24 protein-coding genes are annotated in these 24388 nt (G+C 68.9%); 8 read left to right on the top strand and 16 right to left on the bottom strand.

What is annotated here, in order from left to right:
• Window positions 1-48: 48 nt before the first annotated feature.
• The 3 genes from ACSHXN_RS02455 to ACSHXN_RS02465 all read right to left on the bottom strand — a co-directional run bounded on the left by ACSHXN_RS02455 (window position 49) and on the right by ACSHXN_RS02465 (window position 3794).
• The gene (locus tag ACSHXN_RS02455; RefSeq protein WP_438302529.1) at window positions 49-1224 is read right to left on the bottom strand and encodes a ferritin-like domain-containing protein; all 1176 of its coding nucleotides are present in this window, start codon (window positions 1222-1224) and stop codon (window positions 49-51) included.
• An 846-nt stretch (window positions 1225-2070) separates the two neighbouring features.
• A complete protein-coding gene (locus ACSHXN_RS02460; RefSeq protein WP_438302530.1) occupies window positions 2071-3180 on the bottom strand; it encodes a CU044_5270 family protein in 1110 nt (369 codons plus the stop codon).
• On the bottom strand, window positions 3177-3794 hold the full coding sequence (locus ACSHXN_RS02465; protein ID WP_356112599.1) for an RNA polymerase sigma factor: 618 nt from the start codon (window positions 3792-3794) through the stop codon (window positions 3177-3179). Before ACSHXN_RS02465 ends, ACSHXN_RS02460 begins: the two co-directional genes overlap by 4 nt.
• 390 nt (window positions 3795-4184) lie before the next feature.
• Between ACSHXN_RS02465 and ACSHXN_RS02470 the strand changes: the two genes are divergently transcribed.
• The 5 genes from ACSHXN_RS02470 to ACSHXN_RS02490 all read left to right on the top strand — a co-directional run bounded on the left by ACSHXN_RS02470 (window position 4185) and on the right by ACSHXN_RS02490 (window position 8832).
• The gene (locus tag ACSHXN_RS02470) at window positions 4185-4556 is read left to right on the top strand and encodes a BlaI/MecI/CopY family transcriptional regulator (RefSeq protein WP_355140311.1); all 372 of its coding nucleotides are present in this window, start codon (window positions 4185-4187) and stop codon (window positions 4554-4556) included.
• A complete protein-coding gene (locus tag ACSHXN_RS02475; protein ID WP_438302531.1) occupies window positions 4553-5494 on the top strand; it encodes a M48 family metalloprotease in 942 nt (313 codons plus the stop codon). The genes ACSHXN_RS02470 and ACSHXN_RS02475 overlap by 4 nt, the downstream gene beginning before the upstream one ends.
• A 120-nt stretch (window positions 5495-5614) precedes the next feature.
• Window positions 5615-6763 carry an iron uptake system protein EfeO gene (gene efeO / locus ACSHXN_RS02480; protein ID WP_438302532.1) on the top strand — a complete coding sequence of 383 codons (1149 nt, stop codon included), beginning with the start codon at window positions 5615-5617 and terminating at the stop codon, window positions 6761-6763.
• Window positions 6764-6967: 204 nt separating this feature from the next.
• Complete coding sequence (efeU, locus tag ACSHXN_RS02485; RefSeq protein ID WP_438302533.1) at window positions 6968-7816, top strand: iron uptake transporter permease EfeU; 849 nt, start codon at window positions 6968-6970, stop codon at window positions 7814-7816.
• A 176-nt stretch (window positions 7817-7992) separates the two neighbouring features.
• A complete protein-coding gene (locus tag ACSHXN_RS02490) occupies window positions 7993-8832 on the top strand; it encodes a COG4705 family protein (protein ID WP_438302534.1) in 840 nt (279 codons plus the stop codon).
• 136 nt (window positions 8833-8968) lie between these two features.
• Here the strand turns inward: ACSHXN_RS02490 and ACSHXN_RS02495 are convergent, their stop codons facing one another.
• The 7 genes from ACSHXN_RS02495 to ACSHXN_RS02525 all read right to left on the bottom strand — a co-directional run bounded on the left by ACSHXN_RS02495 (window position 8969) and on the right by ACSHXN_RS02525 (window position 15224).
• The gene (locus tag ACSHXN_RS02495) at window positions 8969-10345 is read right to left on the bottom strand and encodes a sensor histidine kinase (RefSeq protein ID WP_438302535.1); all 1377 of its coding nucleotides are present in this window, start codon (window positions 10343-10345) and stop codon (window positions 8969-8971) included.
• Entirely contained in the window at window positions 10342-11004 is a 663-nt protein-coding gene (locus ACSHXN_RS02500; protein WP_355140304.1) for a response regulator transcription factor, read from the bottom strand. Before ACSHXN_RS02500 ends, ACSHXN_RS02495 begins: the two co-directional genes overlap by 4 nt.
• On the bottom strand, window positions 10979-11680 hold the full coding sequence (locus tag ACSHXN_RS02505; protein ID WP_356112513.1) for a phosphatase PAP2 family protein: 702 nt from the start codon (window positions 11678-11680) through the stop codon (window positions 10979-10981). The genes ACSHXN_RS02500 and ACSHXN_RS02505 overlap by 26 nt, the downstream gene beginning before the upstream one ends.
• A complete protein-coding gene (locus tag ACSHXN_RS02510) occupies window positions 11677-12282 on the bottom strand; it encodes a phosphatase PAP2 family protein (RefSeq protein WP_438302536.1) in 606 nt (201 codons plus the stop codon). The genes ACSHXN_RS02505 and ACSHXN_RS02510 overlap by 4 nt, the downstream gene beginning before the upstream one ends.
• Window positions 12279-12947: a DedA family protein gene (locus ACSHXN_RS02515; protein ID WP_355140301.1), complete on the bottom strand. Its 669-nt coding sequence runs from the start codon at window positions 12945-12947 to the stop codon at window positions 12279-12281. Before ACSHXN_RS02515 ends, ACSHXN_RS02510 begins: the two co-directional genes overlap by 4 nt.
• 76 nt (window positions 12948-13023) lie before the next feature.
• On the bottom strand, window positions 13024-13818 hold the full coding sequence (locus ACSHXN_RS02520) for a polysaccharide deacetylase family protein (RefSeq protein WP_356112517.1): 795 nt from the start codon (window positions 13816-13818) through the stop codon (window positions 13024-13026).
• Window positions 13815-15224 (bottom strand): glycosyltransferase, encoded by a 1410-nt coding sequence (locus ACSHXN_RS02525; RefSeq protein WP_438302537.1) that lies wholly within the window; start codon window positions 15222-15224, stop codon window positions 13815-13817. Before ACSHXN_RS02525 ends, ACSHXN_RS02520 begins: the two co-directional genes overlap by 4 nt.
• A gap of 145 nt (window positions 15225-15369) precedes the next feature.
• On the opposite strand from ACSHXN_RS02525, the gene ACSHXN_RS02530 reads away from it, so the two are divergent.
• Both ACSHXN_RS02530 and ACSHXN_RS02535 read left to right on the top strand, forming a co-directional pair.
• Complete coding sequence (locus tag ACSHXN_RS02530; protein WP_438302538.1) at window positions 15370-15780, top strand: BlaI/MecI/CopY family transcriptional regulator; 411 nt, start codon at window positions 15370-15372, stop codon at window positions 15778-15780.
• A 19-nt stretch (window positions 15781-15799) separates the two neighbouring features.
• Entirely contained in the window at window positions 15800-16738 is a 939-nt protein-coding gene (locus ACSHXN_RS02535) for a M56 family metallopeptidase (protein WP_438302539.1), read from the top strand.
• Between the two features lie 70 nt (window positions 16739-16808).
• Here the strand turns inward: ACSHXN_RS02535 and ACSHXN_RS02540 are convergent, their stop codons facing one another.
• Window positions 16809-17720, bottom strand: a complete 912-nt coding sequence (locus tag ACSHXN_RS02540) for a COG4705 family protein (RefSeq protein ID WP_438302540.1) — start codon at window positions 17718-17720, stop codon at window positions 16809-16811.
• Window positions 17721-18124: 404 nt separating this feature from the next.
• A complete protein-coding gene (locus ACSHXN_RS02545; protein WP_438302541.1) occupies window positions 18125-19669 on the bottom strand; it encodes an ArnT family glycosyltransferase in 1545 nt (514 codons plus the stop codon).
• Between the two features lie 402 nt (window positions 19670-20071).
• Here ACSHXN_RS02545 and ACSHXN_RS02550 point away from each other — a divergent pair, with 402 nt between their 5' ends.
• Window positions 20072-20740 (top strand): HD domain-containing protein, encoded by a 669-nt coding sequence (locus ACSHXN_RS02550; RefSeq protein WP_438302542.1) that lies wholly within the window; start codon window positions 20072-20074, stop codon window positions 20738-20740.
• Between the two features lie 269 nt (window positions 20741-21009).
• Here ACSHXN_RS02550 and ACSHXN_RS02555 read toward each other — a convergent pair whose 3' ends face one another.
• From ACSHXN_RS02555 to ACSHXN_RS02570, 4 genes are all read right to left on the bottom strand, one after another.
• Window positions 21010-21522, bottom strand: a complete 513-nt coding sequence (locus ACSHXN_RS02555) for a hypothetical protein (RefSeq protein ID WP_438302543.1) — start codon at window positions 21520-21522, stop codon at window positions 21010-21012.
• Between the two features lie 188 nt (window positions 21523-21710).
• Entirely contained in the window at window positions 21711-22142 is a 432-nt protein-coding gene (locus ACSHXN_RS02560) for an ATP-binding protein (RefSeq protein ID WP_438302544.1), read from the bottom strand.
• Between the two features lie 504 nt (window positions 22143-22646).
• Complete coding sequence (locus tag ACSHXN_RS02565) at window positions 22647-23435, bottom strand: anti-sigma factor family protein (RefSeq protein WP_438302545.1); 789 nt, start codon at window positions 23433-23435, stop codon at window positions 22647-22649.
• 25 nt (window positions 23436-23460) lie between these two features.
• A complete protein-coding gene (locus ACSHXN_RS02570) occupies window positions 23461-24063 on the bottom strand; it encodes a sigma-70 family RNA polymerase sigma factor (RefSeq protein WP_355140290.1) in 603 nt (200 codons plus the stop codon).
• Window positions 24064-24388 lie beyond the last annotated feature (325 nt).

Here is a 24388-nt window from a genome sequence, read left to right on the forward strand (position 1 = left end):
TTCGCACCGACGAGCCGTCCTGCGATCTCCCGTCGGCGCCTGCGGGGTTCAGGGGCGGAGTTCGGGTGCGACGTACTCGAACGTCGGGCCGGCCGTGTTCTCATCGCCGTCGAGGGTCTGCAGCAGGCTCTGCGCCTTGCCTTTGAGCATGTACATCGTGCCCATCGAGGCCCCGAGCGTCTGCGGCCGGCCGTTGAACGTCTGCTCCAACTGCTGGAGCAGTGTGCAGTACGACTGGTTGAACTGGGTTTGCGCGCCGCGAATCGGATCGCCCGCAGGGTGATCGTCGAGTCGCGGGTTGGGACGCATCGGGTAGATGCCTTCGGGATCGACCACCACCGGTTCGCCCGTCGGTCCGGTCTGCGGCGTGTCACCGGGCTGGTAGCGGCGGCCCAGCTTGAGCTCGAGGAAGCGGTAGTAGTGCGAGACCTCGTTGCGCTCGGGGTGGAAGACGTCCTGGTCGCTGTCCCAGACGGCGCCACGCTCCGTCCCCTCGCCCTGTTCGACGATTTCCTCCATCGCCGCCAGCGCCGAGGCGAGGTCGGTGACGGCGGTCAGCTTCCCGCTCGTGTGCCCGAAGGGCCCCGCCGTGACCTGGCGAGCCGGGTCACCGCTGAACACCTGCCGCTCACCGAGTTCGGCGCAGAGGTGGCGCAGACCTTGTTCGATCGCGTCGTAGAACTGCCCGATCGTCTCGTAGTCGTCTCCCTCTGCCCGGGCGTCGGGCAGCGCCGGCTGTTCGAGGCGAAGGAACATCTCCAGGGCATCCGGGCCGAACGGGAGGAGCGACAGCTGCATGGAGCGGTCGCCGTGGGGCAGGGCACGCGGGTGGGCGGGCAGCATGTGGGGTGCGTCCAGAACGGGTTGACCACCGACCGCGTTCAGGAGGTTCGCCGCCAGCGCGAGGTGCAGCATCTCCTCGACGAAGACCCCGCTGACGGCCTGGACGGCGTCCGGGTTCCGCGACGGATCGAGCGAGTAGAGGGCACAGAGGTAGGGCGGCAGCGTCGCGTGTTCCAGTTCGATCGCCCACTGAAGGTGCTCACGCAGACCTTCGAGCGTCGTGATCGGTGCCTTGGCAGGCGTCTCGTCGATATTGAGCTGTGGTGAGTTGTTCAACGTCTTCTCACTTGGGTCGCCGACACGGGTGAGGACGACGGCGGAGGCTGTGGTGGACCACCCACCGTTCCCGTCCACCGGGAACGCTTCGGCTGCCGTCTGCAACCTAGGACCGGACGGCCGCAGGATCCGTGACGGCGGCGCGAGGCCGACGCAGGTGATCCATGTCACACAGGTGCGGTGCCGGTATGGGGCCAGATCGCAGCGTGCGGGGAGCACCCGCAACTGGATCGCGGCCAGAAGCCAAGGGCTCTTGGGGAGCGGTGGGCCGATGCAGCGCTCCCTCCAGAGGGCAGCTCCTGATGGCCACTCAAACTCTCTGTGGGGGACGGACGTTATGGCGGAATGGACTGGGGCCGTGTTGCCTTCATCAAGGACGGAAACCTCATGTTGGTCACCGACGGCACCCCACGGGCAGTCGGCTCCATCGGGTGCCGCGGCGGCGGCTGGCGCACAGGTAGGCGGACGGGAAGCGCGGGCTTGCAGTGGACACATCGACGCCCGACGGATACGCAAGCGCGCGGAAGCTCCTGGCGGACAGGCGATCTTGGTCGTGAACCCGTCCACCAGGAGCTTCTTCACATCAGAACACCGCCCCCACCCAACTGGCGAACGTGGGAAATGGCTCACCGGTTCTGCAGAGCACACGGCCTCGAACTGCTGCCGTGCCGTGTGGGATACGGGCCGTACCCGGCCCTCGTCGGTCAGTCGCACATGTGTCATGTGCGACTGACCACCGGACTCAGCCGCACGGCGAGGGGCCACGGATCGATCACGAGCCCATGAGCACCCGGGCCCGTCACCGGCGCCGTGAGCATCGGCGCGTTTCCTCAGGGCGGATCCGGTGGCAGATGACAGCCGGCCGAGTGTGAGGCACTCAGGGCGGCGGCCTGCACTGCTTCACCTGGCGGCCGACGAGGGCGACTCGTCGGGCGCGGCCACGGTGCGGGGTCAGCTGTCCTGTCGGCTCGGCATCGACGCGTGCGAGCCGTTTCCGGTGGGTTCTTGGCCCGCCTTGTCGACCACTGCGTGTTCGAGCTCGGCGGTGCTGGAGAGCAGGGTGCCCTTCTTCCCGTACGAGGTGTCCTTGATCAGGTAGCTGCGGGTGCCGAGGAGAGCGAGGCCGTCCTTGTCGAAGACCCATTCGGTGCGGGTACCGGAGGCGGCGTCGTCGCGGGCAATGCCGACGCCGCGGCGACCGATCGCATCCTGGGCCTGGGGCGCCGGTTCAACTCCCGGGATCCGGGCGGCGGCCTGGTAGAGGGCGGCAGCCGTCCGGGGCGGCATCGCCTCACTGATGAGGCTGCCGATCTGCTCGAATACGAACTGATTGTGCCCCTGGCCAGGAACCTTCGCCGTCTTCGGCGTCTTCGCATCGAGATATGACAGGAGCTTGTCCGGGTCGGTCGGCAAGGCGGCGAGCCACCGATAGGTGGGCCGGCCGAGGCCCGCCGGGGTGCCGTGCGTGTCCCCCAACTCGGCGTTGATGGAAGAGGTTTCGCCGTCGACCCGGTCCATACCGAGCTTGAGCAGTGGCCCCTGCTTCTGGGACTCCCAGCTCTCCATATCCCTCAGCGGGCCGACCACGGCCTTGGCACTGGTCAGATCCGCTTCGCGGATCTTGGCCCGCCTGTAGGTGAACTGGTCGTCGCGTACCGCAGTGGCGTCGTTCTTCAGCGCGGCCTGGGAGATCCGGCCGAGAAGCGCGGCGGCGGGACGCGTGGTGTCGCTGGTGGTGGCGTGCCCAGAGGGGCCTGCGGTGGCGGAGTGGTCCGAGTCGCCGGTGGCGGTGACCACCGTGAGGGCCACGGCACCGATGGCCAATGCCGTGACCGGCACCATGACTGCGGGCCGCAGCAGCGGCCGGGAGGGACGGGGACCGGGCGTGGGCCGGGCGCGGTCGAGGGCCTGGTCGCGGTCGATCTGGCGCATCAGCAGTTCCTTGTGGTGTAGGTATCGCTCGCGCGGAACGTCCCACTCGGCCGGCGCCGGGAGCAGTCCGGCGATGTCATCGGCGTCGGTGCGCCGGGCCTGGGGGCGGCGGGTGTCATGGCTCGTCATACGGTTTCCTCCCGCACGGGCAGGGCCGCGAGTGCGGCCTCACTGATTACCTTTCCGCGGCCGGTGTGCGGTTCCATGGCCTTTCCCGGCTCTTCGTCGGTGAGCCTGGCCAGCTTGGCGCGGGCCCGCGACAGGCGTGAGCGCACGGTGCCGACGGGGATGCCAAGCGCCTCGGCGGTCTGCTGGTAGTCGAGGCCCGACCACACGCACAGGGAGAGCACTTCCCGTTCCGGACGACGCAGTTGGCGCAGCGCGATCTGCACGGCGCGCAGGCGGCGCGCATCGTCGATGCGTCCGTCGACCTCGGGCGCGAAATCGCCGACAGCGGGTGGCTGTGGCTGCCGGACCAGGAAGGCCAGGCGCCGGCGCGATCCGCGCCGGGCGTTCTCCGCCTTGTTGGTCGCGATGCCGAGCAGCCAGGGAACGAGCGAACCCCCGTCGGCCTCGAGCCGCTCCCGTACCCGCCAAGCGGTCAAGAACGTCTCCGCCATGATTTCTTCCGCCGTTGACCAGTCGCCCGTCAGCCGCAACCCGTGGTTGTAGACGGTCCGGGCGCACTGCTCGTACAGCTCGGCGAACGCGTCGCGATCCCCGGCGCGCACACGTCGGCGCAGGTTGTTTTCCGTGTCCCTCACAGTAGATACCTCTCCGCCGCCCGGGCGGGGTTCCTGTGACGTGCGCCATGGTCGGCGCCACGGAGATGGAGATCCGGCGTGGGCAGATTTCAACAAATCGTCGCACACGGTGTCGGGGACGTTCCCCAACAGCCGGAGAAGCGCTCGGCCGGGCCGTCCCAGCCGAGCTTCTTCCGCGGCCTGGCGTGCAGCACGTCTTATCGCTCGGCACGCCGATCGCCCCCACCGCCGCCCCGGACCTGGCTCTACCCTGGTACGGGCGGTATCGGCACGCACCGCGCTTCCGGGAGTCGAGAGCGGGCACCGTTGCGCCTACAGTGCTGTAGTCGATCTGTGTGCTGTGGATGATCCGAGAGAGGGGACTGGCCGGTGGCTGAGATCGACGGTGAGCGGCGGTCGGCGGGCGAGCTGGAGGCCAGCGTCCTCGCTGCGCTGTGGACGGCCGCCAGGCCGCAGTCGGCAGCGCAGGTCAGGGAGGCGATGCCGCAACCGTTGGCGCGGACGACCGTGGCGACGCTGCTCGCACGTCTGCACCAGAAGGGCGTCATCGGCAGGCGTCCCGGCGGGCGCGGTTTCGTCTACTTTCCGATGGATGACGCACACGGGCTGACAGCGCGGCGGATGCATCACGAGCTTGATCAGGACAGTGACCGCAGCATGGTGCTGGCGCGATTCGTCAAAGGGCTGAGTCAGGCCGACGAAGAGGAGCTGAGGCGGCTTCTCGAGGGAGAAGAACGATGATCGCGCTGCTGCTCGTCCCGCTTGTCCTCCCTTGGTTACTGCCGCCTCTGGCCCGGCGTACCGCGGAGCGGGTACGGCCGGACGTCGCGTTGTGGTCGATCACCGCCGCCTCCGCCGCACTCGGGTTCGGTGTGGTGGCGTGCTTGGGCGCCCTGCTCGCCCCGCTCGCTCTGCAGGTTCCTCAGCTCGCCGTCCTGGTGGATTTGATCCAGCCGCTCAAGGCCGGTCCCGAATCGCTGGTTCTGGGGATTTCGGCGCTGGCCGCCAGCATTGCGGCCGTCACCGCTGTCGCAGCGGCGCGGCGCGTGGCGTCGGAGGTGCGCCGTCTCCGTACCGCCCGCGGAAGTGTCGCCGCTCTACCGGACGCCGGAGGGCTTTGTGTGGTGGATGACCCGCACCCGGACGCTTATGCGCTGCCCGACGGCCTGCGTGGGCGGGGGCGGATCGTGGTGACCTCGGGCATGCTTCGCGCCTTGGGCGGTGACGAACGCGAGGTGCTCCTCGCTCATGAGCGCGCCCATCTGGCCGGTCGCCATCACCTCTTTCTCGCCGCAGCACTCATCGCCGCTCAGTGTCATCCGGCGCTGGCCGCCGTCGTCCATCCCGTTTCCTTCGCGGCTGAGCGCGCGGCCGATGAGGCTGCCGCCCGCGGGGCCGGAGACCGGAGGCTCACCGCGCACGCCGTGGGGCGCGCCGCTCTGGCCGCCGCTCACCGGCGGGGAGGTACCCGATTGCCGGTGGTGATTCCCGGGGCTGTGACCGGCCCGGTGCCCGCCCGTGTCCGGGCACTCCTCGGAGAGGCACCGACACGGCGGATCGTTCCGGCGTTGCTGGCCATGGTTCTGGTGTGCACCGGGGCCGCCGCATCCTCCCTCGGCGGAGCCGCGCTTCTGCACCGCGGCGTCGAGGTCGCCCAGGGCGAGATCCCCTCCCACTGACACAGCACTCGCATTCGACACTAAGGGAAGCCTTTCCTCACCGTCTACTGCTGTGTAGACTCAACGGACGATCGGGCCTTCGCCCACGCCTTCCTTCACGTGTGAAACGAGGCATCCTCCATGTCCGCGAGTTCGCGTTACCTGCTGCCCTGCGCCGCCACTGCCACCGCGGCCGTCGTATCGCTGTCGGGGTGCGCACAGAAATCCGACGGCGGCGACGGATCGGTTCGAGTCACGGCGTCGGACTCCAAGTGCGAGGTCTCTCGGACTCGGTTCCCCGCCGGCCATGTCACTGTGAGCGTCGAGAACACCGGCTCGACGGTGACCGAGGTGTACGTGCTGTTCCCGGACGACCGGATCGCAGCGGAACGCGAGAACATCGGGCCGGGCACCAAGTCGTCGATCACCACAGAGATCAAGTCGGGCGACTACCAGATTGCCTGCAAGCCGGGCATGAAGGGGGACGGCATCCGTCAGAAGGTGACGGTCACCGGCAAGAACGCAGCCGCCGCGCGGAGCCCTGAGGCCGACAGGGCGGTGGCCGCCTACCGCTCGTACGTCCTTGCCCAGGCTGACCAGACCCTGCCACGGGCGCAGGCCTTCGCCGATGCCGTCAAGGCCGGGGATGTCGCGACGGCGAAGAAGCTTTACGCACCTTCCCGGATCGGATGGGAACGTACCGAACCGGTCGCCGAGTCCTTCGGCGACATCGACCCGAAGGTCGACGTCCGCGAAGACGGCCTCGAGGCGGGTCAGGATCCGGCCACGGACTGGACCGGCTGGCACCGACTGGAGAAGGCGCTGTGGCAAGGAGGGAGGATCGGCGCCCGCGAGAAGCAACTCGCCGACCGGCTGATGACCGACCTGAACACGTGGGTGACGAAGGTCGGCACCGCGGAGATCACCCCGACCTCGATGGCGAACGGTGCCAAGAGCCTGTTGGACGAGGTCGCTCGAAACAAGGTCACCGGCGAAGAAGAGCGCTACTCCCACACCGACCTGGTGGACTTCAAGGGCAACCTTGAGGGGGCTGAAAAGGCCTACGAGCTGCTCAAGCCGATCGCTGCCAGGAACGACAGCGCCCTGACCAAGGAACTCGACAGCCAATTCGTCGCACTGCCCGCGCTGTTGGAAAAGTACCGCACAGACGGCGACTACACCTACGCCTCCTACGACACCGTCACCGGACCCCAGCGCAAGGAACTCTCCGACGGAGTGAACGCGCTCGCTGAACCGCTCTCCAAGCTTGCCGCTGCCGTCGTGAAATGAGTCGACACACGCCATGGGCGTGAGGTCAACACATTCACCGAGGGGCGTCAGTCTCCTTCGCGCCGCGCCGCGCCGTCGCGTCCGACTACGTCCCCCGGCTTCGGCCCAGCGCTGTTCGATGACCGGTTCGGACTGCCCAGCAGGCGACCCAGTGCACTCATCGACCGCCCCGCGTTTCCCCTCCAACCGACGGAAGGACTCGGCGTGTTCGCCAACTACCTGATCGGCTTGCGTGAAGGGCTGGAAGCCAGCCTCGTCGTCTGCATACTCGTCGCGTACCTCGTCAAGAGCGGCAACCGGCGGCAACTGCTGCCCGTGTGGGTGGGAGTCGTGCTGGCGGTCTTCCTCAGCCTGGCCTTCGGCGCCCTCCTGCAATTCGGCTCCTCCACGCTCACCTTCCAGGCTCAAGAAGCCCTCGGCGGCACCCTGTCCATCCTGTCGGTGGCCCTGGTGACCTGGATGGTCTTCTGGATGCGGCGCACCGCTCGCCACCTCAAGAGCGAACTCCAAGGCAAGCTCGACGCAGCCCTGGCCGTCGGCACCGGCGCGCTGGTGGTGACCTCGTTCTTCGCCGTGGGGCGCGAGGGCCTGGAAACCTCTCTGTTCATCTGGACCGCCGTGCAAGCCACCGGTGACGGCATCCGCCCGCTCATCGGCGCGCTGCTGGGGCTCGCCACCTCCGCCGCGCTCGGATGGCTGTTCTACAAGGGTGCCCTGCGGATCAATCTGGCCAGGTTCTTCCGCTGGACCGGAGCCATGCTCGTCGTCGTAGCCGCCGGCGTCCTCGCGTACGGCATCCACGACCTCCAGGAAGCCGGCTTCCTGCCCGGGCTGACCGATCTCGCCTTCGACATCAGCACCACCATCCCCCCGGACTCCTGGTACGGCACACTCCTCAAGGGTGTCTTCAACTTCCAGCCCGACCCCACCCTGCTCCAGATCATCATCTGGACGCTGTATCTGGTCCCCGTGATGGCCCTCTTCCTCGCTCCCCAGCGCACCGGCACCGCGTCCGAGCCCCGTCAGCCGGTCATCCGGTCGACGGCCGAGTAGGGCGGGCAGTCGCAGCCATGGCAACGGGGGCCCACTGTCGTGACAGGAGCAGGAAGGGCCGCCGCTCCATGCGGTGGACTCCGGCAGTGCATGCTGCTGCCGCAGGTCAGACCGGTCGGGCTGGGGCACGCGGCGGTCAGGATACGTTCAGGTGTCCGATGGCACGGTCGGGAGCCATGACCTACGAATCCCCTGGAAACGCCGCACTTCCCGCAGTCGACGAACCGGTCCCTCCACAGCGCACTCTGTCGCGCTACAACAAGGTGCCCGAAGTCACCGTCTACTTCTGGCTCATCAAGGTCCTGTGCACCACCGTCGGTGAGACTGCGGCCGATCTGCTGAACTCCAACGCAGGACTCGGCCTGACCGGTGTATCGGTGCTGATGAGCGGCCTGCTGGCCATCGTGCTGGTCGTGCAGTTCCGCACGCGGGCCTACCGACCCGGAATCTACTGGCTCGCTGTGGCGCTCATCAGCATCGTCGGCACGCTGATCAGCGACAACCTCACCGACAACATGGGTGTGCCGCTGGAGGCAAGCACCATCGTGTTCGCCCTGCTCCTCGCGATCGTGTTTCTGGTCTGGTACCGGCGCGAGCGGACGCTGTCCATCCACCACATCGACACCACCGGCCGCGAGTCCTTCTACTGGCTTGCCGTCCTGTTCACCTTCGCCCTCGGCACTGCGGCCGGCGATCTCGTCTCCGAACGTATGGACCTCGGTTACTGGCTGTCGGCCGTACTGTTCGCCATGGCCATCGCCGCAGTCGCCCTGGCGCGATTCACGCTGGACCTGAATGCGGTCTGCAGTTTCTGGGTCGCCTACATCCTGACCCGTCCGCTCGGTGCCTCCATCGGCGACTACTTGTCCCAGTCGACTGCCGACGGCGGCCTGGGATTCGGCACCGTGGTGACCAGTGCGCTGTTCCTTGCGGTCATCCTCGGCCTCGTGGTGTACCTCGCGGTCACACGTAGGGACGTCACGGAGCGCAAGCCGGTCAACCGACACGCGGCATGAGCGGCTGATCAGCAGGCGACCGGACCGCGTCCCGAAAAGCTGGCCGAGGTCACCGCTCGACTCGTTTCCGGGGCGCTCGTCACCGATCACGACGAGCGCCCCGTCGTCCAACAGACCGGTGGAGGTAACCCGGCCGTCAGCCGGCCGGCAGACTGATGGTGAACCTGGCGCCAGGTGCGTGGGCGGCGTCGTAGGACACTTCACCGCCGACTGCCCGGGCGAGACGTCGGGCAAGGGGCAACCCCAGGCCGGCGCCGTCGTGGCCGTCGTCGGCGTCGGCACGCCGACCTGGCTGGAACAGCTCGGAGATGAACGCCTGCGGCACACCGGGGCCGTCGTCGACGACATCGATCCACACCGCGCCCGGGATGCTCCGCGCGCCGACCTTTACGCTCGAGCGTGCGTAACGAACTGCGTTGGTGAGCAGTGGGCTGACGATGCGTTCGAGCAGGGCGGGCGGAACGCCCACCTCGAGCACCGAGGTCTCGGCCTCTACGGCCTTGCGCACCTGATCCGGTGCCTCCACGTGCCGAACCATGCCGCCCAGGACGGAGACGACGTCTGCTGTTCCGGGCACGGTCGCCGGGTTGCGCGCGCTCTCTCGGGCGTCGTTCAAGAGGGTGTCGCAGATCGTGCGCATGGCCTGAGCAGCCTCCCCGATCACCGATTGGATGGCACGCGTCTCCTCCGCGGAGCGCGGACGGCGTGTCCACCAGTCGAGTTCGGTGATGATCCGGGTGAGTGGGGTGCGCAGTTCGTGAGACAGCTCTGCGGTCAGCTGCTGTTCGTATCGCAGCGCGGTCCGTATGCGGTCCAAGAGCGCGTCCAATGAGGTGCCCAGGCGGGTGAGTTCCGCCGGGTGATCCTTGGCACCGAAGCGGTCGTCGGAGTGCACGGCACTCCACTGGGTTGCCTGATCGGTCATCGTCCGTACCGGACGAAGGGCACGAGCGACGGACAGACGGGTGAGCACGTACGTGCACAGGAGCATCACGGCATCCAGTACCAGCGAGCCGAGGAGCAGTGTGTCGGCCGAACTGCGGTAGGGGCCGAGATCCAGGGCGGTCACGACCGCGGCGCCACCGCGCCCACCCGACAAGGGCTCGGAACACAGACGCAGAGGCCGCTCACCGCGGGCGGTCACGGTCGCGCAGGCGCGCCCCGACTGTGCGGCCAGCCGGTCGACGGCTTGGTACAGCGGCCCGGCGGACGCGGCGGACGGTGGCTTCTCCACCAGACGCCCACCTTCGAGGATCCACACGTTCGTATCGAGGAGGCGGTCGTTGACGGTTTCCAGGACGCGTACGTGGGGGCCGCTCATGTCGATAGTCGTGGCGACGGCGGCTGCCCGGTTGCGTAGTTCGTCGTCGGCCTGATGCTGCAGGTGCCGATCCATTACTACGTTGAAAACCACGGTCAGGATGGTCATCAGCAGCGATGCGGCCGTCAGGGCCACGAGGGAAAGGCGTCCCCGCAGGGTGCGGGGCGCCAGGTGCGCCAAGAGTCCCTTCATGACAGGCGGTGTCCGATTCCACGCGCCGTACCGATCGTCAGGTCGCTGCCCACCTCGCGCAGCTTGCGGCGCAGCCGGCTCAGGTACTGGTCCAGGGTGTTGTCACTGACGTGCGCTCCTTCTGGCCAGGCGGCCCGGACCAGGTCTCTGCGGCGCACGATGGTGCCGTCGGCGGCGGTGAGTGTGGCCAGCAGCCGGAACTCGGTCGGGGACAGGGCGATGCGGGCTCCGGGTGCGGACATGCTGTGGTTCACCGCGTCGAGGACGAGATCGCCGGCCGACATCGCGGTCTGCGGGGCTGCTCGCTTGAGAAGGGCCCTGAGTCGAGCGACGAGTTCGGCCAGATGGAACGGCTTGACCAGGTAGTCGTCGCCTCCTGCCGCGAACCCGGACAGGCGGTCGGTGATCTGGTGGCGAGCGGTCAGGAAGAGGACAGGGGCGAGAAAGCCGTTGGCGCGCATCGCCTGGCACACGTCCCGCCCGTCTGCGTCGGGTAGTCCGACGTCCAGGACGGCCGCCGCGATGTCGCCCGTTGCCAGTCGTAGTGCGCTCGCGCCGTCGGCGGCGGCGACGGGGATGAAGTCTTCGTCGGACAGATACCGGCGCAGCACATCCCGCAGGGCGTGATCGTCTTCAACGATGAGGATTTTGGGGTGCATGGTCCTCCGCCGGTCTTCGGCCCATGGCCGCACCTTGTGTGAACGAGTCGGGGAGCCACCGGGCCAGGGCCCACAGGCAGGCCCCCAGCCAGCCGACCGCGAACAGCCATCCGCCAAGAACGTCGGTGGACCAGTGGACGCCCAGGTAGATGCGGGTCAGGCCGACGAGCAGTGCCCAACAGCCGATGACGATCCGCAGCGGCGTCGCGCCACGCGGGGCCCACAGCGACACGGCGGCGATCAGTACTCCGGCAGCGAGGGCAGACGTTGTGGTGTGACCCGAGGGGAAGGCCCAACGCGTTGCGTGCGCCGCCCAGTCCGTCGTGGGTGGCCGGGTCCGATGGACGAGTTGCATCACCTCGAATCGCAGGGTTTGGCCCGCTCCGAGGCAAGCGAGACAGAGCACGGTGGCGAGCAGGCGCTGCTTCGGCGACCGTCCTGCGAGGATGCCTGCCAGGGCGGCAAGGACATAGGGGACGGCGCCGGTTCCGGTGGCGGTCACACCGCGTGCCACAGTCACGGCAGGATGCGAGCGGTGTGCGACCGACCAGGACAGGAACCGGTCGTCCGGCCAGTGCGGCGTATCGGCATGGACGGCAGCGGCGAGGATCACGAACGCGGTTCCGGCCCCGAGAGCGATCCAGCCGGCCGGGCCGGAGACATCAGGGCGGCTCATGAGGCGAGCAGCAGTGCGCCGAGACGTCTGGAGGTGAGCCGCCGCACCAGACTCCCCGACTGCCGTCGTACGACGAACGTCGCAGCCCACGCCACCAGGCCGCCGACGAGCACGCCTGCCAGGACGTCGTGGGGATAGTGCACGCCGACCCAGACCCGGGAGACCGCCAACGCCGCGGCCGCGACCCCCGCGATCGCGCCGAGGAGGCGCGAGACGAAGAACAGGGCCACTGCGGCGGCCGCGGCGATGGCCGCATGGTTGCTGGGGAACGACCAGTCGCCGTGTGCCGGGCAGGCATCCAGCGTTGTCACCCGCAGGCTCTGGCAGGGGCGGTTCTCCCGTACGGCCGCCTTCAGGAGCAGGTCCACTCCGTATGCGGCGACCACGACGACCGGTACGGCCAGCGTCGTGACCGCGGCCGCCGGGCTGACCCGCCGGGCCCGCCACCAGCCGATGACGGCAAGGACGGCGAACACCAGGAGTCCGTAGGTCGACCAGACCGAGACCGTGTCGTCGAGCCAGTCGGCCGAGTGATGCGCGCGGGCAACGACGTCCGAGTAGAGGGAACCGTCGATGGACGACCCGTCGAAGGCGAGGATCACTTGTGCCTCGCCCTCGGGCCGGCGGCACGCCGGGATCGCAGGACTTCGCCGAGCAGCGGGATCAGCGACACCACGACGACCAGCGCGATCAGGGGCAGGAGGTAGTGGTCGACGTTCGGGATCGAGGAGCCCAGCACATACCCTGCGAGCGTGACACCGACGGCCCAGACGAGGCCACCGGTCACCTGCCACAGCGTGAAGGTCCGCACGGGGACTTCGAGCGCGCCCGCCATCGGGTTGAGCACGGTCCGCACAACCGGGATGAATCTCGCCAGGACGATCGCCTTGGCGTACCCATAGCGTTCCAAGAGCTCTTCGGCCCGCTTCATGCCGTCGTGCAGACGCTGCGAACGACTGCGGGCGACCAGCGCTCCGCCCGCCCGGCGGCCGATCAGATAGCCGCACTGCGCCCCGGCCAGGGCACCGACGGCAGCTGAGAGGAGCAGCGGTATCAGCGACAGCTGCACGGCCCGGTCCGCCGTCCCCGTGCACAGGAGTCCGGCGGTGAACAGCAAGGAGTCTCCGGGCAGGAAGAACCCGATGAGCAGTCCCGTCTCTGCGAACAGCACCACGCCCACGCCCACCACGCCGAAGGCGGTCAGCAGGGACTGGGCGTCCAGCACGTTCACGGCGAGCTGCGAGGCCAGGTGCAGCGGTGTGGTCATTCAGCGAAAGCCTTTCCCTGTGGCCTTGAGGTGAGCAGCGGGGCACACCATGATCGACTACAGCACGGTAGACGGTCTACAGAACTGTAGACGATCGACGGCGGTGATGCGTTCCCGGCGAGGGTGTGTCTTCATAGACGTCCTGCAACCACCCGTGCTCGCGCAGAGGCCCGACTTCGAGGCGGCGCTGCTCACATGTGTCGAGAATGCGCGGCAGTGCGCCCAGCGCAGAGCGCCAGGCCCCGGGCGCGGAGGTGCAGTCGGAGTCGTGGAGCAGGATGGTTCCGCCTCCGTCCAGGTCGGCCGTGACCGTGCGGTGGACGGACTGCGGCGTGGCCCTGGCAGTCCAGTCCTCTCCCCAGCAGGTCCACAGCACGGGAGTGAGTCCGAGGCGCCGGGCGGCGTGATGGGCGTACGTCGACATGACGCCGTACGGGGGACGGAAGAGCGTGGGTCGCTCCCCCGTGATCGCGGCGAGGGTGTCGCGGGCCCGGGCGAGGTCGTCGTACGTGGCTCGTGGGCCGCGCAGCAGAAGCGGCCGGTGCAGCCAGCCGTGCACAGCTACCTCGTGGCCGGCCGCCACGATCTCCTGGACCACACCGGGAGACCGGCGTGCCTCCCTGCCGAGCAGGAAGAAGGTCGCACGGATGTTCCGCTCGTCGAGCACCTTCAGGAAGAACGGGGTGGAAAGGGGGTCGGGTCCGTCGTCGAAGGTCAGGGCCACGTGGTCCGGGCGGCCTCGACCCGAGAGGCGGGGCATGAGCCGCCTGCGCAGCGGCCCGAAAGTGGAGATCACCGGGGCGGCGTGGGCGACGGCCAGGGTGGGGAGGACCGCCAGTGCGGCACTGCGAACCAGTCGGGTGGCGGTCACGAGTGATGTCCTTCAGGTCGATGGCCGGGAGCGAGGTCGTCCAGGTCGAAGCTGTGGCCGATGGTGTGCACAAGGCCGGGGGCGTGATGCGTTGCCGCGAATCCCGCTCCCACGGCGCTCGCCCATACGGCGCCCGCAAGGGCTGCGGTCGTGGTGACGCGTGGGCGAGGCGCGAGACGTCGACGGGCGAGAGGCTTGGAGTGGTGCTGCCCTGGCGGCGCGGAGCCTTGCGGGAAAGTTTCGGAGAAGCACAGGCGGGCGATCTCAGCCGCCGGGCCCTCACCCGGCGCCTTCGCGAACAGGTCCAGACCCACGTCGCGTTGCTGCCGCCCGAGCGATCCGTCGATGAGGTCGCAGAGCACCTTCTTGAGGCCGTCGGCGTTGCGGATCCACACAGCCGCCCCGGCTTCATCGAGCGCGGCGGCATTGGTCAGACCGTGGCCGGGTATGCAGCGGTAACTCGCGACCGGCAAGCCTGCGGCGAATGCTTCCAGAGAGGTCAGGCCGCCTGCGTTCTGCACGAGGACGTCAGCGGCATGCATCAGGGCGGGCATGTCGTCGACCCAGCCGAAGACGTGCTCGATCCCGTCGGCACGCAGTCGCGCCGCGAGTGCCTCGTTGCGCCCACAGACGACGACCGGCACAGCGGCACCGCAGTCACGCAGCTCCTGAGCGACCTGCCGGACCGGCCCGACACCCCAGGAGCCGGCGACCAGCAAGGCCAGCGGCGTCCTCTCCGGCAGACCGAAGCCGGAGCGGCCCTGGTCGCGGTCCTGCCCGTTGCCCGGCCGGAAACGCGGATCGGTGACCGGTCCGCAGATTCGCACATCCCGCGCCCCGGCTGCCCGCGCCTGGTGAGCCGGCACCGCATGAGCAGCCAGGTGGACGTCTACACCCTCCGCCACCCACAGCGGATGCACGGAGAAGTCGGTCAGGTAGGTCAGGACGGGGACGGTCAGCCGCCCTTCCAGCCGCAGATTGCCGAGCACGCGACTGGCCCCGGGATAGGTCGAGACGACCGCACCGGTATCCGGAGACAGAGCGCGGAGAACCCGGTCCTCGGCGGAGCGGAGCAGCGTCCGCGCCAGCCGGCCACCCCCTCCGGCGCGCTCGGTCCTGGAGTAGATCCGCTGGTAGGCCCAGGGCGCACGAACGAGCATGCGGTGGTAGATCTCCTGGACCGCCCGCCCGAGCCGCACAGGCAACAGGTCCAGCAGGTCGTACCGGTCCACCGTGAGGCCGTCGCCCTCGAGGCGCCGGGCCAGTTCGGCGGCGGCGCCGTCGTGGCCGGCGCCGACGCTCGCGGAGACGATGGCGACGCGCCCGGGGCGCGTCTCCTGTCCCCAGGGGGCCGGTACAGGACACGTCGCCGCGGGGCGCGGAAGCGTACGTCCGATATGAGGCATGGGTGGGCTGCTCCTCCGCCCGACGAGGGCTGCAGAATCTACAAGATGTAGTAGTTCGCGTTTCGAAGCCCGGAGCATACCTCCTACAACTAGTAGTAGGCATGCCGGGTAGCCTGTGCTGACACGGCAGGAGGGAAGACGGACGGTGAGCGACCCCAACGGCGAGGAGACACCCGGCGGATCCGGCAGGCGGGCGCGTGGCGAACTGGAGAGCGATGTACTTGCCGCGCTGTGGGCTGCCGACCGTCCACTGACTGCGGGCCGCGTTCGTGAGCGACTGCAGGGCGATCTCGCCTACACCACCGTGCTGACGATCCTGTCGCGTCTCCACGACAAGGGCGTGCTCGTCCGGCACCGTGAGGGCCGCGGGTATGCGTACACACCGGCTTCGGACGAGGCGTCGCACACCGCGCAGCGCATGCGGACACTGCTGGACAGCGGCTCGGATCGAGAGGCGGTGCTGACCCGCTTCGTCTCGGAGCTCTCCGAGCAGGACGAGGAACTACTGCAGCACCTGCTGTCCGAGCACGACACGCGTGACGGTGACGGGCCCTGAGGCACTAGGTTGTGACGACGTGTTGATCAGTGTCTACGTACCCTTCGTCGTAACCGCCGTGCTCACGGCGCTCGCGCCGCGTCCGGCGCGCCGGCTTGCCCCGCGCCCGGCCGCTTGGGCCCTGGCCTTGGCCGCCCTCGTCACAGCGGGCGGCTGGACGGGCTCACTGGCGTTGCTGGCCTTCACCGGCGTCGCGCAGATCCCCCAAGTCGCGGCGGAGGGCCACTGGTCGGCGGCTGCACTGCGGGACGATGATCCCGTGTATCTCGGCGTCGCGGCCACCAGCGCGCTCGTGCTGACTGCCGGCCTGATCTCCCTCGGGATCGCAGCCGTCAGCCAGACTCGCCACATCGTCCGGGCCCGCCGGGAATGTGCTCGCCTGCCTGGCGACACGGAGTTGGCCGTACTCGACGACGACACCCCCCTGGCCTTCGCCCTACCCGGCAGGCCTGGAAGGATCGTGGTGTCCCGGGGCATGCTCAAGTGCCTGGGTGACGAGGAGCGCCACGCGCTGCTGATGCACGAGCGGGCCCATCTGCGGGGAAAGCACCATGCCTTCAAGACCGTCTGGCGGCTTACGTCCGCCGTGAACCCGCTGCTGCGCCCCCTGGCCCACACCGGCGCCTTCGTCCTGGAACGCTGGGCAGACGAAGACGCCGCCGCGCAGACCGGCGATCGCGTGATCGTCGCCCGAGCCGTCGGTCGCGCCGCGCTCGCATCCGCCGGTACGCCACGTCCCGCCGCCCTGGCCGCGGCCGGCGGCGACGTCCCGCAACGCGTGCGCGCCCTGCTGGGCCCCCCACCGACACGCCGACGCCTGCCCTTCGCAGCCGGCGCCCTGCTGCTGATTCTGTGCTGCACCAGCCTGGTCAACGCCGCATCCGACAGTGACGAGTTGGTTGACAACGCGCAGTGGCACCATGCGCAGCACACAACCGTGTCACAGATTCGCGAATGACCGTGTCCACTCGCGGTGGCAGGCGGCGCTCAGGACCTTCGCAGCAGGAGACGGCTGCGCCTGTGAACCATCAACTCACTCGCCGGGCAACCGACTCCGGCTCCGCCTGCGGTCGGCCGACCGCCTTCCGTTCCCGCATGTGGGCATAGGCCATCAGAGCCAGCAGCACGGCAAGCAGAACCGCCGACGAGCCGATCGTGCCGAGGTTCAACCCGCCCTTGGCGACCGGCTTGGTGAGGAAATCACCCGCTGTGGCGCCAAGCGGCCGGGTAAGAACGAAGGCGATCCAGAACAGCAGTGTGTTCGGCACGGTCGGAACCCTCATCAACACCACCAGCACCGCCAGCGCTCCAACCACCAGCAGTGCGCCGCCTCCGTAGCCAAGGCCGGAGCTGTCGGACAGAAAGTCACCCATTGACGTTCCGAGTGTGTTGGACACAAGAATCGCCGCCCAGAAAAGGGCCTCGCCCCGGAACGTGACGATGTCGCGGATCTGGAACGTCATACCACTCAGCTTCCACACGACGAAAATCGCGAGGAGGATCGAGACGAGGATCGCTGCTCCCGCCGGATAGCCCATACCGAGTCCCTGCGGCCCCCAACCGAGCGAACTCGTCCCGCTGGAGAGGTACTCGGCACTCGCGTCCCGGTTCATGAAATCGGACATCGTGGTGCCGGCCATACTGGTCGAGAGGATCACGGTCCAGTAGAAAAAGGGGTGGTAGCGACCGGACCGCAACTGAATCACCAACGTGACCACGAAGAGCAGGAAGAGCGCGATCGTGGTGAGAAAATAACCGATCTGCAACGTCTGTGCGAAAAGGTCCCCGGCCGTCTCGCCCAGTGTCGTCGCGGCGATCTTCATGACCCAGAAGGCCAGAGTGACCTCGGGCAATTTCTTCATCACCGACTTACCGGTAGCCGACGTTGCCTTCGCGCCCGCCGCGTCGCCGTCGGCGAGCACGCTCGACTGCTCCACCATCGATTGCTCCTGCTTGATTGTCCGACAGGGTGCCAGCTCCCCGCGGCAGGAGCTGGCACCCTCCGAGAAATATCCAACCATAAGGAGCGATCAATTCAATTGGCCATGACCGCCGAAACCTGAACACATCCTGAAAGCCGGTCGACCACCGGAGAACAGCAAACCGGGTACGACCGGTTCGGAAATCGCCGAACTATTCGATCCCGAAGCGTTCACGGAGGTGTCTTGGATCGCTGCCCATCGTTCTTCTTCGGAATCGGCACCAGGTACGACCTGCGTCACCGCATCGGTCACCCCGCCGATGAAGCGACTTCCGAGGCACCCGCGGATGCGTCTCACCGCGACGGCGTCGCCGACGACACGGGTCCGCACCACCCTCCTTCACCTCCCGCGCAGGCGCGGCGTCATGCGTAGGTGCGCAACTCGGGCCACGTCTCGCCCCAGGGGCGGCGGGGGTCGGTGCAGACGTAGACGTGACCGCCCCACTCGATGTTGTGCACGCCATCGGGATTGGAGAGTGTGGCGGCGACACGGACGTGCCGGAAGTAGTGGCGCAGGCGGGCGGCGTAGTCGGGGGCGTAGTCGGGGCCAGGGGCGATGGCCACCACGGTCGTGGCGTGCGTTGCGCCGGGGCCCCACCACCAGTCGGTGTTCTGGGCACCTGCGGCCGTGGGCAGCCCGGCGCCGCGGCCCAGTTCGTTGATGGCGCCGGCCTCGCCGTAGTCCGCCGCGAAGATCACCGCGTTCTCGCGCTGCCCGGCCGGGAGCCCGGTCCATACCCGCCCCACGGTGCCGACCAGCTGGGGCCAGCCCAGCATCTCCCCCGAATTCGAGCTGATGCCGTACGTCCAGCCCACACCGGAGGGCGGTAGCACCGGCAGCACGATCACGGCGGACAGCGCGGCCGAGACGGCGGTTCCCACCATCAGTCCGCGCAGCCGCTCCGGGCGTGAGTGCAGCCACCCGTCGAGGCCCACAGCTCCGGCCGCAAGCAGGCACACATACAGCCCGGCGAGGTAGTACACCTGCGCTCCGGTCGTCACCGCGAACAGCACGAACAACACGGCGTACGCGACGACCAGGCACTGCCACAGCGGCCGCCCTGACCGCCACAGAAACTTGAGGCCCGCCACCCACAGCACGACCATCGCCAGGCAGGACATGCCCAGCTGGCCCCCGATCCAGGTGAGAACGTTGCCTGCACCTCCGTGCTCCCCGTTCAGCGCCTGCGTCATCGCGAACATCGCCCAACCGTGCTGCGCCTGCCACCACAGATCGGGAAGCACAACCACCACGGCGATCAGCGCGCCCGCGAGCAGCCACCGGTCGACCATGGTCCGGCGGGCCGGGCCGAGCAGCGTCGCAGCCAGCAGGACGACCCCGAAGATCGCCGCGAGGTGGTTGAACTCCGCGCCGAGACCGACCAGCGCTCCCACGGCGAGCCACCACCGCGTGTCGCCGGTGCGGCCGATCCGCACGACCACAAACGCGATCGCCGCCCACGCCAGCATTTCGTACGCCGTCGTGTTGGCGACATGCGCGCTGCCCAGCAGCACGGGCATGGTGCCCGTCGCGATCGCCGCGAGCAGCTGGGCCCGCCGCACCCCGCCGAACTCCCGTGCGGTCAGCCCGCCCACGACCACCGTGCCCGCGGCGGCCAGTGCGGACCACAGCCGCAAGCCTTCTGCCGAAACCCCGAAGAGAGACAGCGACACCCGGGCCAGCAGCGGCGCGAGCGCCGGCTGGTCCACATAACTCGCCTGCAGATGTCGGGCACAGTCGAGGAAGTAGAGCTCGTCGCGGTGGAAGCCGTAGCGCGAGGACAACACCATCAGCACGGCGAAGACCACGCCTGCCACGACGAACACCTGCCGGTCCAGGGGTGCGATCCGCCCCCCGCTCGTCTCGCCGGTCTCCTCCGTACACCCCACGTCCGCCGCGTCCGCCATTCCCCCGCCACCCCCGGTTCTCGGCCCCTGGCTCGCGTCGTCCACGCGACCGACGCGGCCCGGCGCACACGGCTCCGGGCCGCTCGTACCTTACGCACCCGGTCTACACGGGGTGAAGCGCACCCGGCCGGTGCTTCCGGACGCGAGACCTTCGTCGCTTCAGTACGTGGTGGCCCGCGGTTTGGCCTGTGCTGCGGCCGGCGACTGAGCCTGCCCGGATTTCCGGTCGAGACGCAAAGATCGTCGCTTGCCTGGAACCTCTCCTGCTCGGTGAGGCGACCGGACAACTGCGCTCAGCCTTGCGACGCTGTTCCCCACCGCGGGGCACCACCCGCTGCCACCACATCGATGCCATGCGGCCTCGGCTGACGAGGCGGCACATTCCGAGAGGAAGACCATTCCGTGCGCGACCAACGATCGACGAACGGCGTCGAGCCCGCAGTGGCCGGCATTGCGCTGAGTGACGTCCCAGCCCCGGACACGGCCGCGTCGAGCGCCGCCCTGGAGGTGGCGTCCGCATACCACTCCCCCGCGCTGCTCAACCATTCCGTGCGGTCCTACATCTGGGCGGCGGCCCGTGCCATGGCGCAGGGAATCTCGGTCGATTCCGAGTTGCTGTACGTGGCCGCTCTGTTTCATGACGTGGGCCTGGTGCGGGAATTCGACAGCCACACGGTTCCGTTCGAGGTGGCCGGCAGCGATGTGGCCCGGGTGTTCACAGCCGGCGCAGGGTGGCCGGCAGAGCGACGCCGGCGACTGGCGGAGGTCATCGTTCGACACATGTGGCCCGAGGTCGACGTGTCCATGGATCCCGAAGGGCACGTACTGTGCAAGGCGACGGCTCTGGAAGTCGTCGGCAGGAACGCTGACGACTTCGCTCCCGATTTCAGGGCCGCAGTACTCGAACGCCATCCCCGGCTCGGGTTCGCCACGGAGTTTCTGACGTGCTTCCAGGACCAGGCTGCCCGCAAGCCCGACAGCTCCGCCGCGGGCGCCGTACGGTCCAGCCTGGAGACGAGGATGGCCGACAACCCGCTGGACGCCCCCGAACAGTCGGCAGATTCACAGTGACTACGGGAACGCGGCAGCCTCCGCGCCGGGGCAACATGCGTCCGACGGTTCGACGGTGGCCCCCACTCGCTTCGCGGTTTCGGGGCCCTCGTCGACCACCGCCCGACGTCACAAGAACGCTTTCGGCGCGCTCCGCTCGATGGTGGGCAGTCCGTACCGGGCAAGGCGGTCGGAGATGCACCGGTCAGGCACCGGCGGTGGCGAGAGCAGCTCCGCGGCAACCGCCTTGCTGACCAACCGTTGCCGCGGGCCTTCCCGCTCGGAGCGGGTCAGGTGCCGGGGCGCCCGGCGGCGGTCCACGCGGTGTATTCCTGGCGAACGTACCCGCGGTGGCTGAAGTCCCGTCCCGTCGCGTCGGGTTGATGCGGGCCGGCCACCAGGTGAGGATGCCGACGGTCGTACAGCACGAGTTGCCCGGCGGTTCGTACGGCGGCGCCGACCGGCCCGGGGCTCGGGTCGTTCAGGGCCATCCGGTCCATGAGCGCCGCCCGGCGCAGCAGCCAGGCGCGGTCGGCGACGGCCCCGTCGGTCGGCGGGCCGGTGGCGCTCCTTGGCCGGCGGCCGTCGCGTTCAGCCCCGAGCGCAAGCACCTGGTGCAGCTCGCGGCGCAGGTCGGGGGCGTTCTCGTACGTCTGCTGCGGGGACGGAGTGCTGGTGTCCGCGGCGGCATCCTCGGTCACCGCGGCCGGTAGGTCGGCGCCGCAGCGTCTGCACAGGGCCGTGCTGTGGTCACGGCCGCCTGGCTCGGTGGCCGCCCGGTTCGCCGGTGTCCGTGCGGACACCGCGGGCCGGCTGGAGCAGCCGTCGATCGGACATGGCTTGTGGGTCGAGAGCGCGCATTCGGTGGCGTCGTCGGCTGCCCCCACGGGGATGTCTACGGATCCCCGGGCGCCGCCCTGTTCGGAGGCCGATGACCACCGCAGTGACGTGGTGCCGGCCCGCGCAGGGGTGTGGCGACCGTACGGAAGTCCTAGGCAGATCGTGCCGAGCACCTCAGACGGGCCCGCACTTCACGGCCGCCGCGCGTCTGGCAGATTTCGGTCGACTGCGCGAGGCAGCTGACGATGCCCGTACCGCGGCCGTGTTCGTCCGGGGCGATGTGGGAGTGTGAATGCTCAACAGCCGTTCCGGAGTCACTGACCACGATGTGCAGCATGCAGTCTTCGAGAACGAGTTGCAGGGTCATGCGCTCCCGGCCGTACTGCGCTGCGTTGGCGGTGAGTTCGTCGATGATGAGAACGGCGGAGTCCCGTTCCCTCTCGGGCACGCTCCAGCTCTGCAGCAGCTCGGCAGCGAAGTGACGAGCGACGGAGACGTGTGCTTCCCGCGCGGGCAGGCTGAGCGTCGCCTGGCGTCGGCAAGGCTCGGAGAGCGGTGGGCTCGGGCAGGGGGAATCGGTCACAAGCATGATCTTCTGGCTCTTCTGTGGGGGTGCGGAGACCGGAACGTGGGGTGCCGCCGAGTACATGAAGGGGCGGCCGGTATGCCGGATCCTGCGTAGGAGCGCTCATCGAGTTCCACGTCGCCGCACGCCGATCGGTTCAGGGTATTCATCCCTTTTTTCCGAGCTCTTCGCGGGTCGGATTCGGCGCCTGCGGTGAGGTGCGCACACCTACGCAACCCTGCCGGAATCCGATCCCGAACTCGGAGAGCGACCGGGCTCGTTGGAACTCCGAGCACGGACCTCCCGGCGGCGGCTGCACCAGGGTTTTGGGACCGTCCCGGACGTCCGCAACAGAGCGGTGCGAATGGCCATGCCGCTGCACACCCGACGCCGAGCCTTGTTCAGCTCGCACGCCGCTCCATTGACGCGACGGGCGCGCACATCGCCGCGCGGATACCGGCCGTACGCCCACGCAGGGTCGTGGGCCCGGACAAGGACCCCCCGGGCGTCTCCCCGCCGCCCTCACGCCTGCATGGTGACCAGCTTCTGGCCGTTGCCCGCAACGATCTCAAGGTGCCCGATGTCGTCCGGAGCCATGGGGGCGGACCCCGGGATGGTGGTAGCGGAGGGGTAGGAGCCTGCACGCCAGGTCGCACCGTCCGCCGTTGCCCCGCCGGTCCCGACCACCTTCAGTCGGCAGGTGATTCCGGCGGGCGCTCCCTTGGCGGAGACCTGCAGAGTGCTGCCCCAGGCGGAGGGTGAGACCTTCACCGTGGCGGAGACGCCGGTCGCGGGGTCGTGCCCGGTGAAGGTGCGCAGCGGGGCCGGCGCGGTCGGACCGGGCGGTGTCGCCTCACTGCTCACGGAACCGACGGTGGCCAGCCATGTGCCGCCGACCGCCGCTGCCAAGAACGTCAGGGAAGCGGCGGCACCGGCCAGTTGCAGACGCCAGGTCCTGCGTCGCCGGGCGGCGGCCTGCCGGAGCAGTCTGTCCAGCAGGCCGGCTTCGGAACGGGGCGGCGCGGCGGCAGAGTCGGGCCGCACGGTCAAAGAGGCCTGGGCGCCCTCAGCGGCCCGCGCCACCAGCCGATCGGCGAGGTCACCGTCGGCTGCGGCAACCGTCTCGCCCATGACGTCCGCTCCGGTCACCGTCGAGAGCAGCGCGGGCAATCCGGCCATCTGCGCGTGTTCCGCCCGGCACTCATCGCATTCCGCGAGATGGGCGCTCACCTGCTCCATCTCCGCGGGAGGCAGCGTACCGAGAACATATCCGCCCAACGCCAGCCGGAGGCTGTCGTGGTCCTGGCTCATGGCCGGCACCTCCTCCAGGCCACCGTCATGGCTCGATGCCCCGCTCCTGCAGTGCAAGCCGTAGGGCGTGCAGGGCGTAGTACGACCGCGACTTCACCGTGCCCAGCGGAACACCCAGCACACGCGCTGCCTCTGCCATGGTCCGGCCTCGGTAGTACGTCTCCAGAAGAACGGCGCGATGGTCCGGGGACAGCGTCCGAACGGCCTCTGCCACCGCCCAGCTCTGCAGTGCCTGCTCGATCTGGTCCTCGCCCGGTGTCTGCTGGGCGGCCCGCTCCAACGCCTCGCCACCGTCCTCGGCGACCCTGGCCCGCCGGGCCCGGTGAGCATCGATGACCAGGCGCCGGGCGACCGTGCACAACCATGCCCGAGCCGGGCCGCGTTCGGGCTCGAAAGCCGCGGGATGCTGCCACGCCCGCAGCAACGTCTCCTGCACGACGTCCTCTGCCCATTGCCAGTCTCCCGAGGTGAGTCGCAACACGTAGTGGAACAGTGGCCGGGCGTGCTCGGCGTACAGAGCGCGGAGCAGTTCCTCGTCCGCGGTCGAAAGGTTCCCTTTACCGGAGACACGTTTCGCGGAGCGATCCGGATCGGTTGTCGGGCTATGCCTTCGCGAACCCCATGGCATACGCCGATCATCGCGCACATTGGCTGATTTGTCAGGATACACACCGTTATGCATAGGGGACGCCGGGTAGCACGGACCACGTCTCCCCCTCGAGCCCGGGCGGCGCCCACGTCAGGGCTGCGGGCACGACACGGCCGGGCCTCAGTCGCTCTCGGCGGCCATCAAAGGAAGGCAGAAAAAACGCGCACCCGTCGAACCGCACGGCACACGCCACCCGTGAAGCAGACAAGAACGGTCATACGCGGCATTGCTCCGCCTGGCTCGACCCGGAGCCATCAGCAGTGACCGAGCTGCACCACTCGGATGCGGCATGCACGGAACACCG

The sequence above is a fragment of the Streptomyces sp. HUAS TT11 genome, from assembly GCF_051553595.1.
GTDB lineage: Bacteria > Actinomycetota > Actinomycetes > Streptomycetales > Streptomycetaceae > Streptomyces.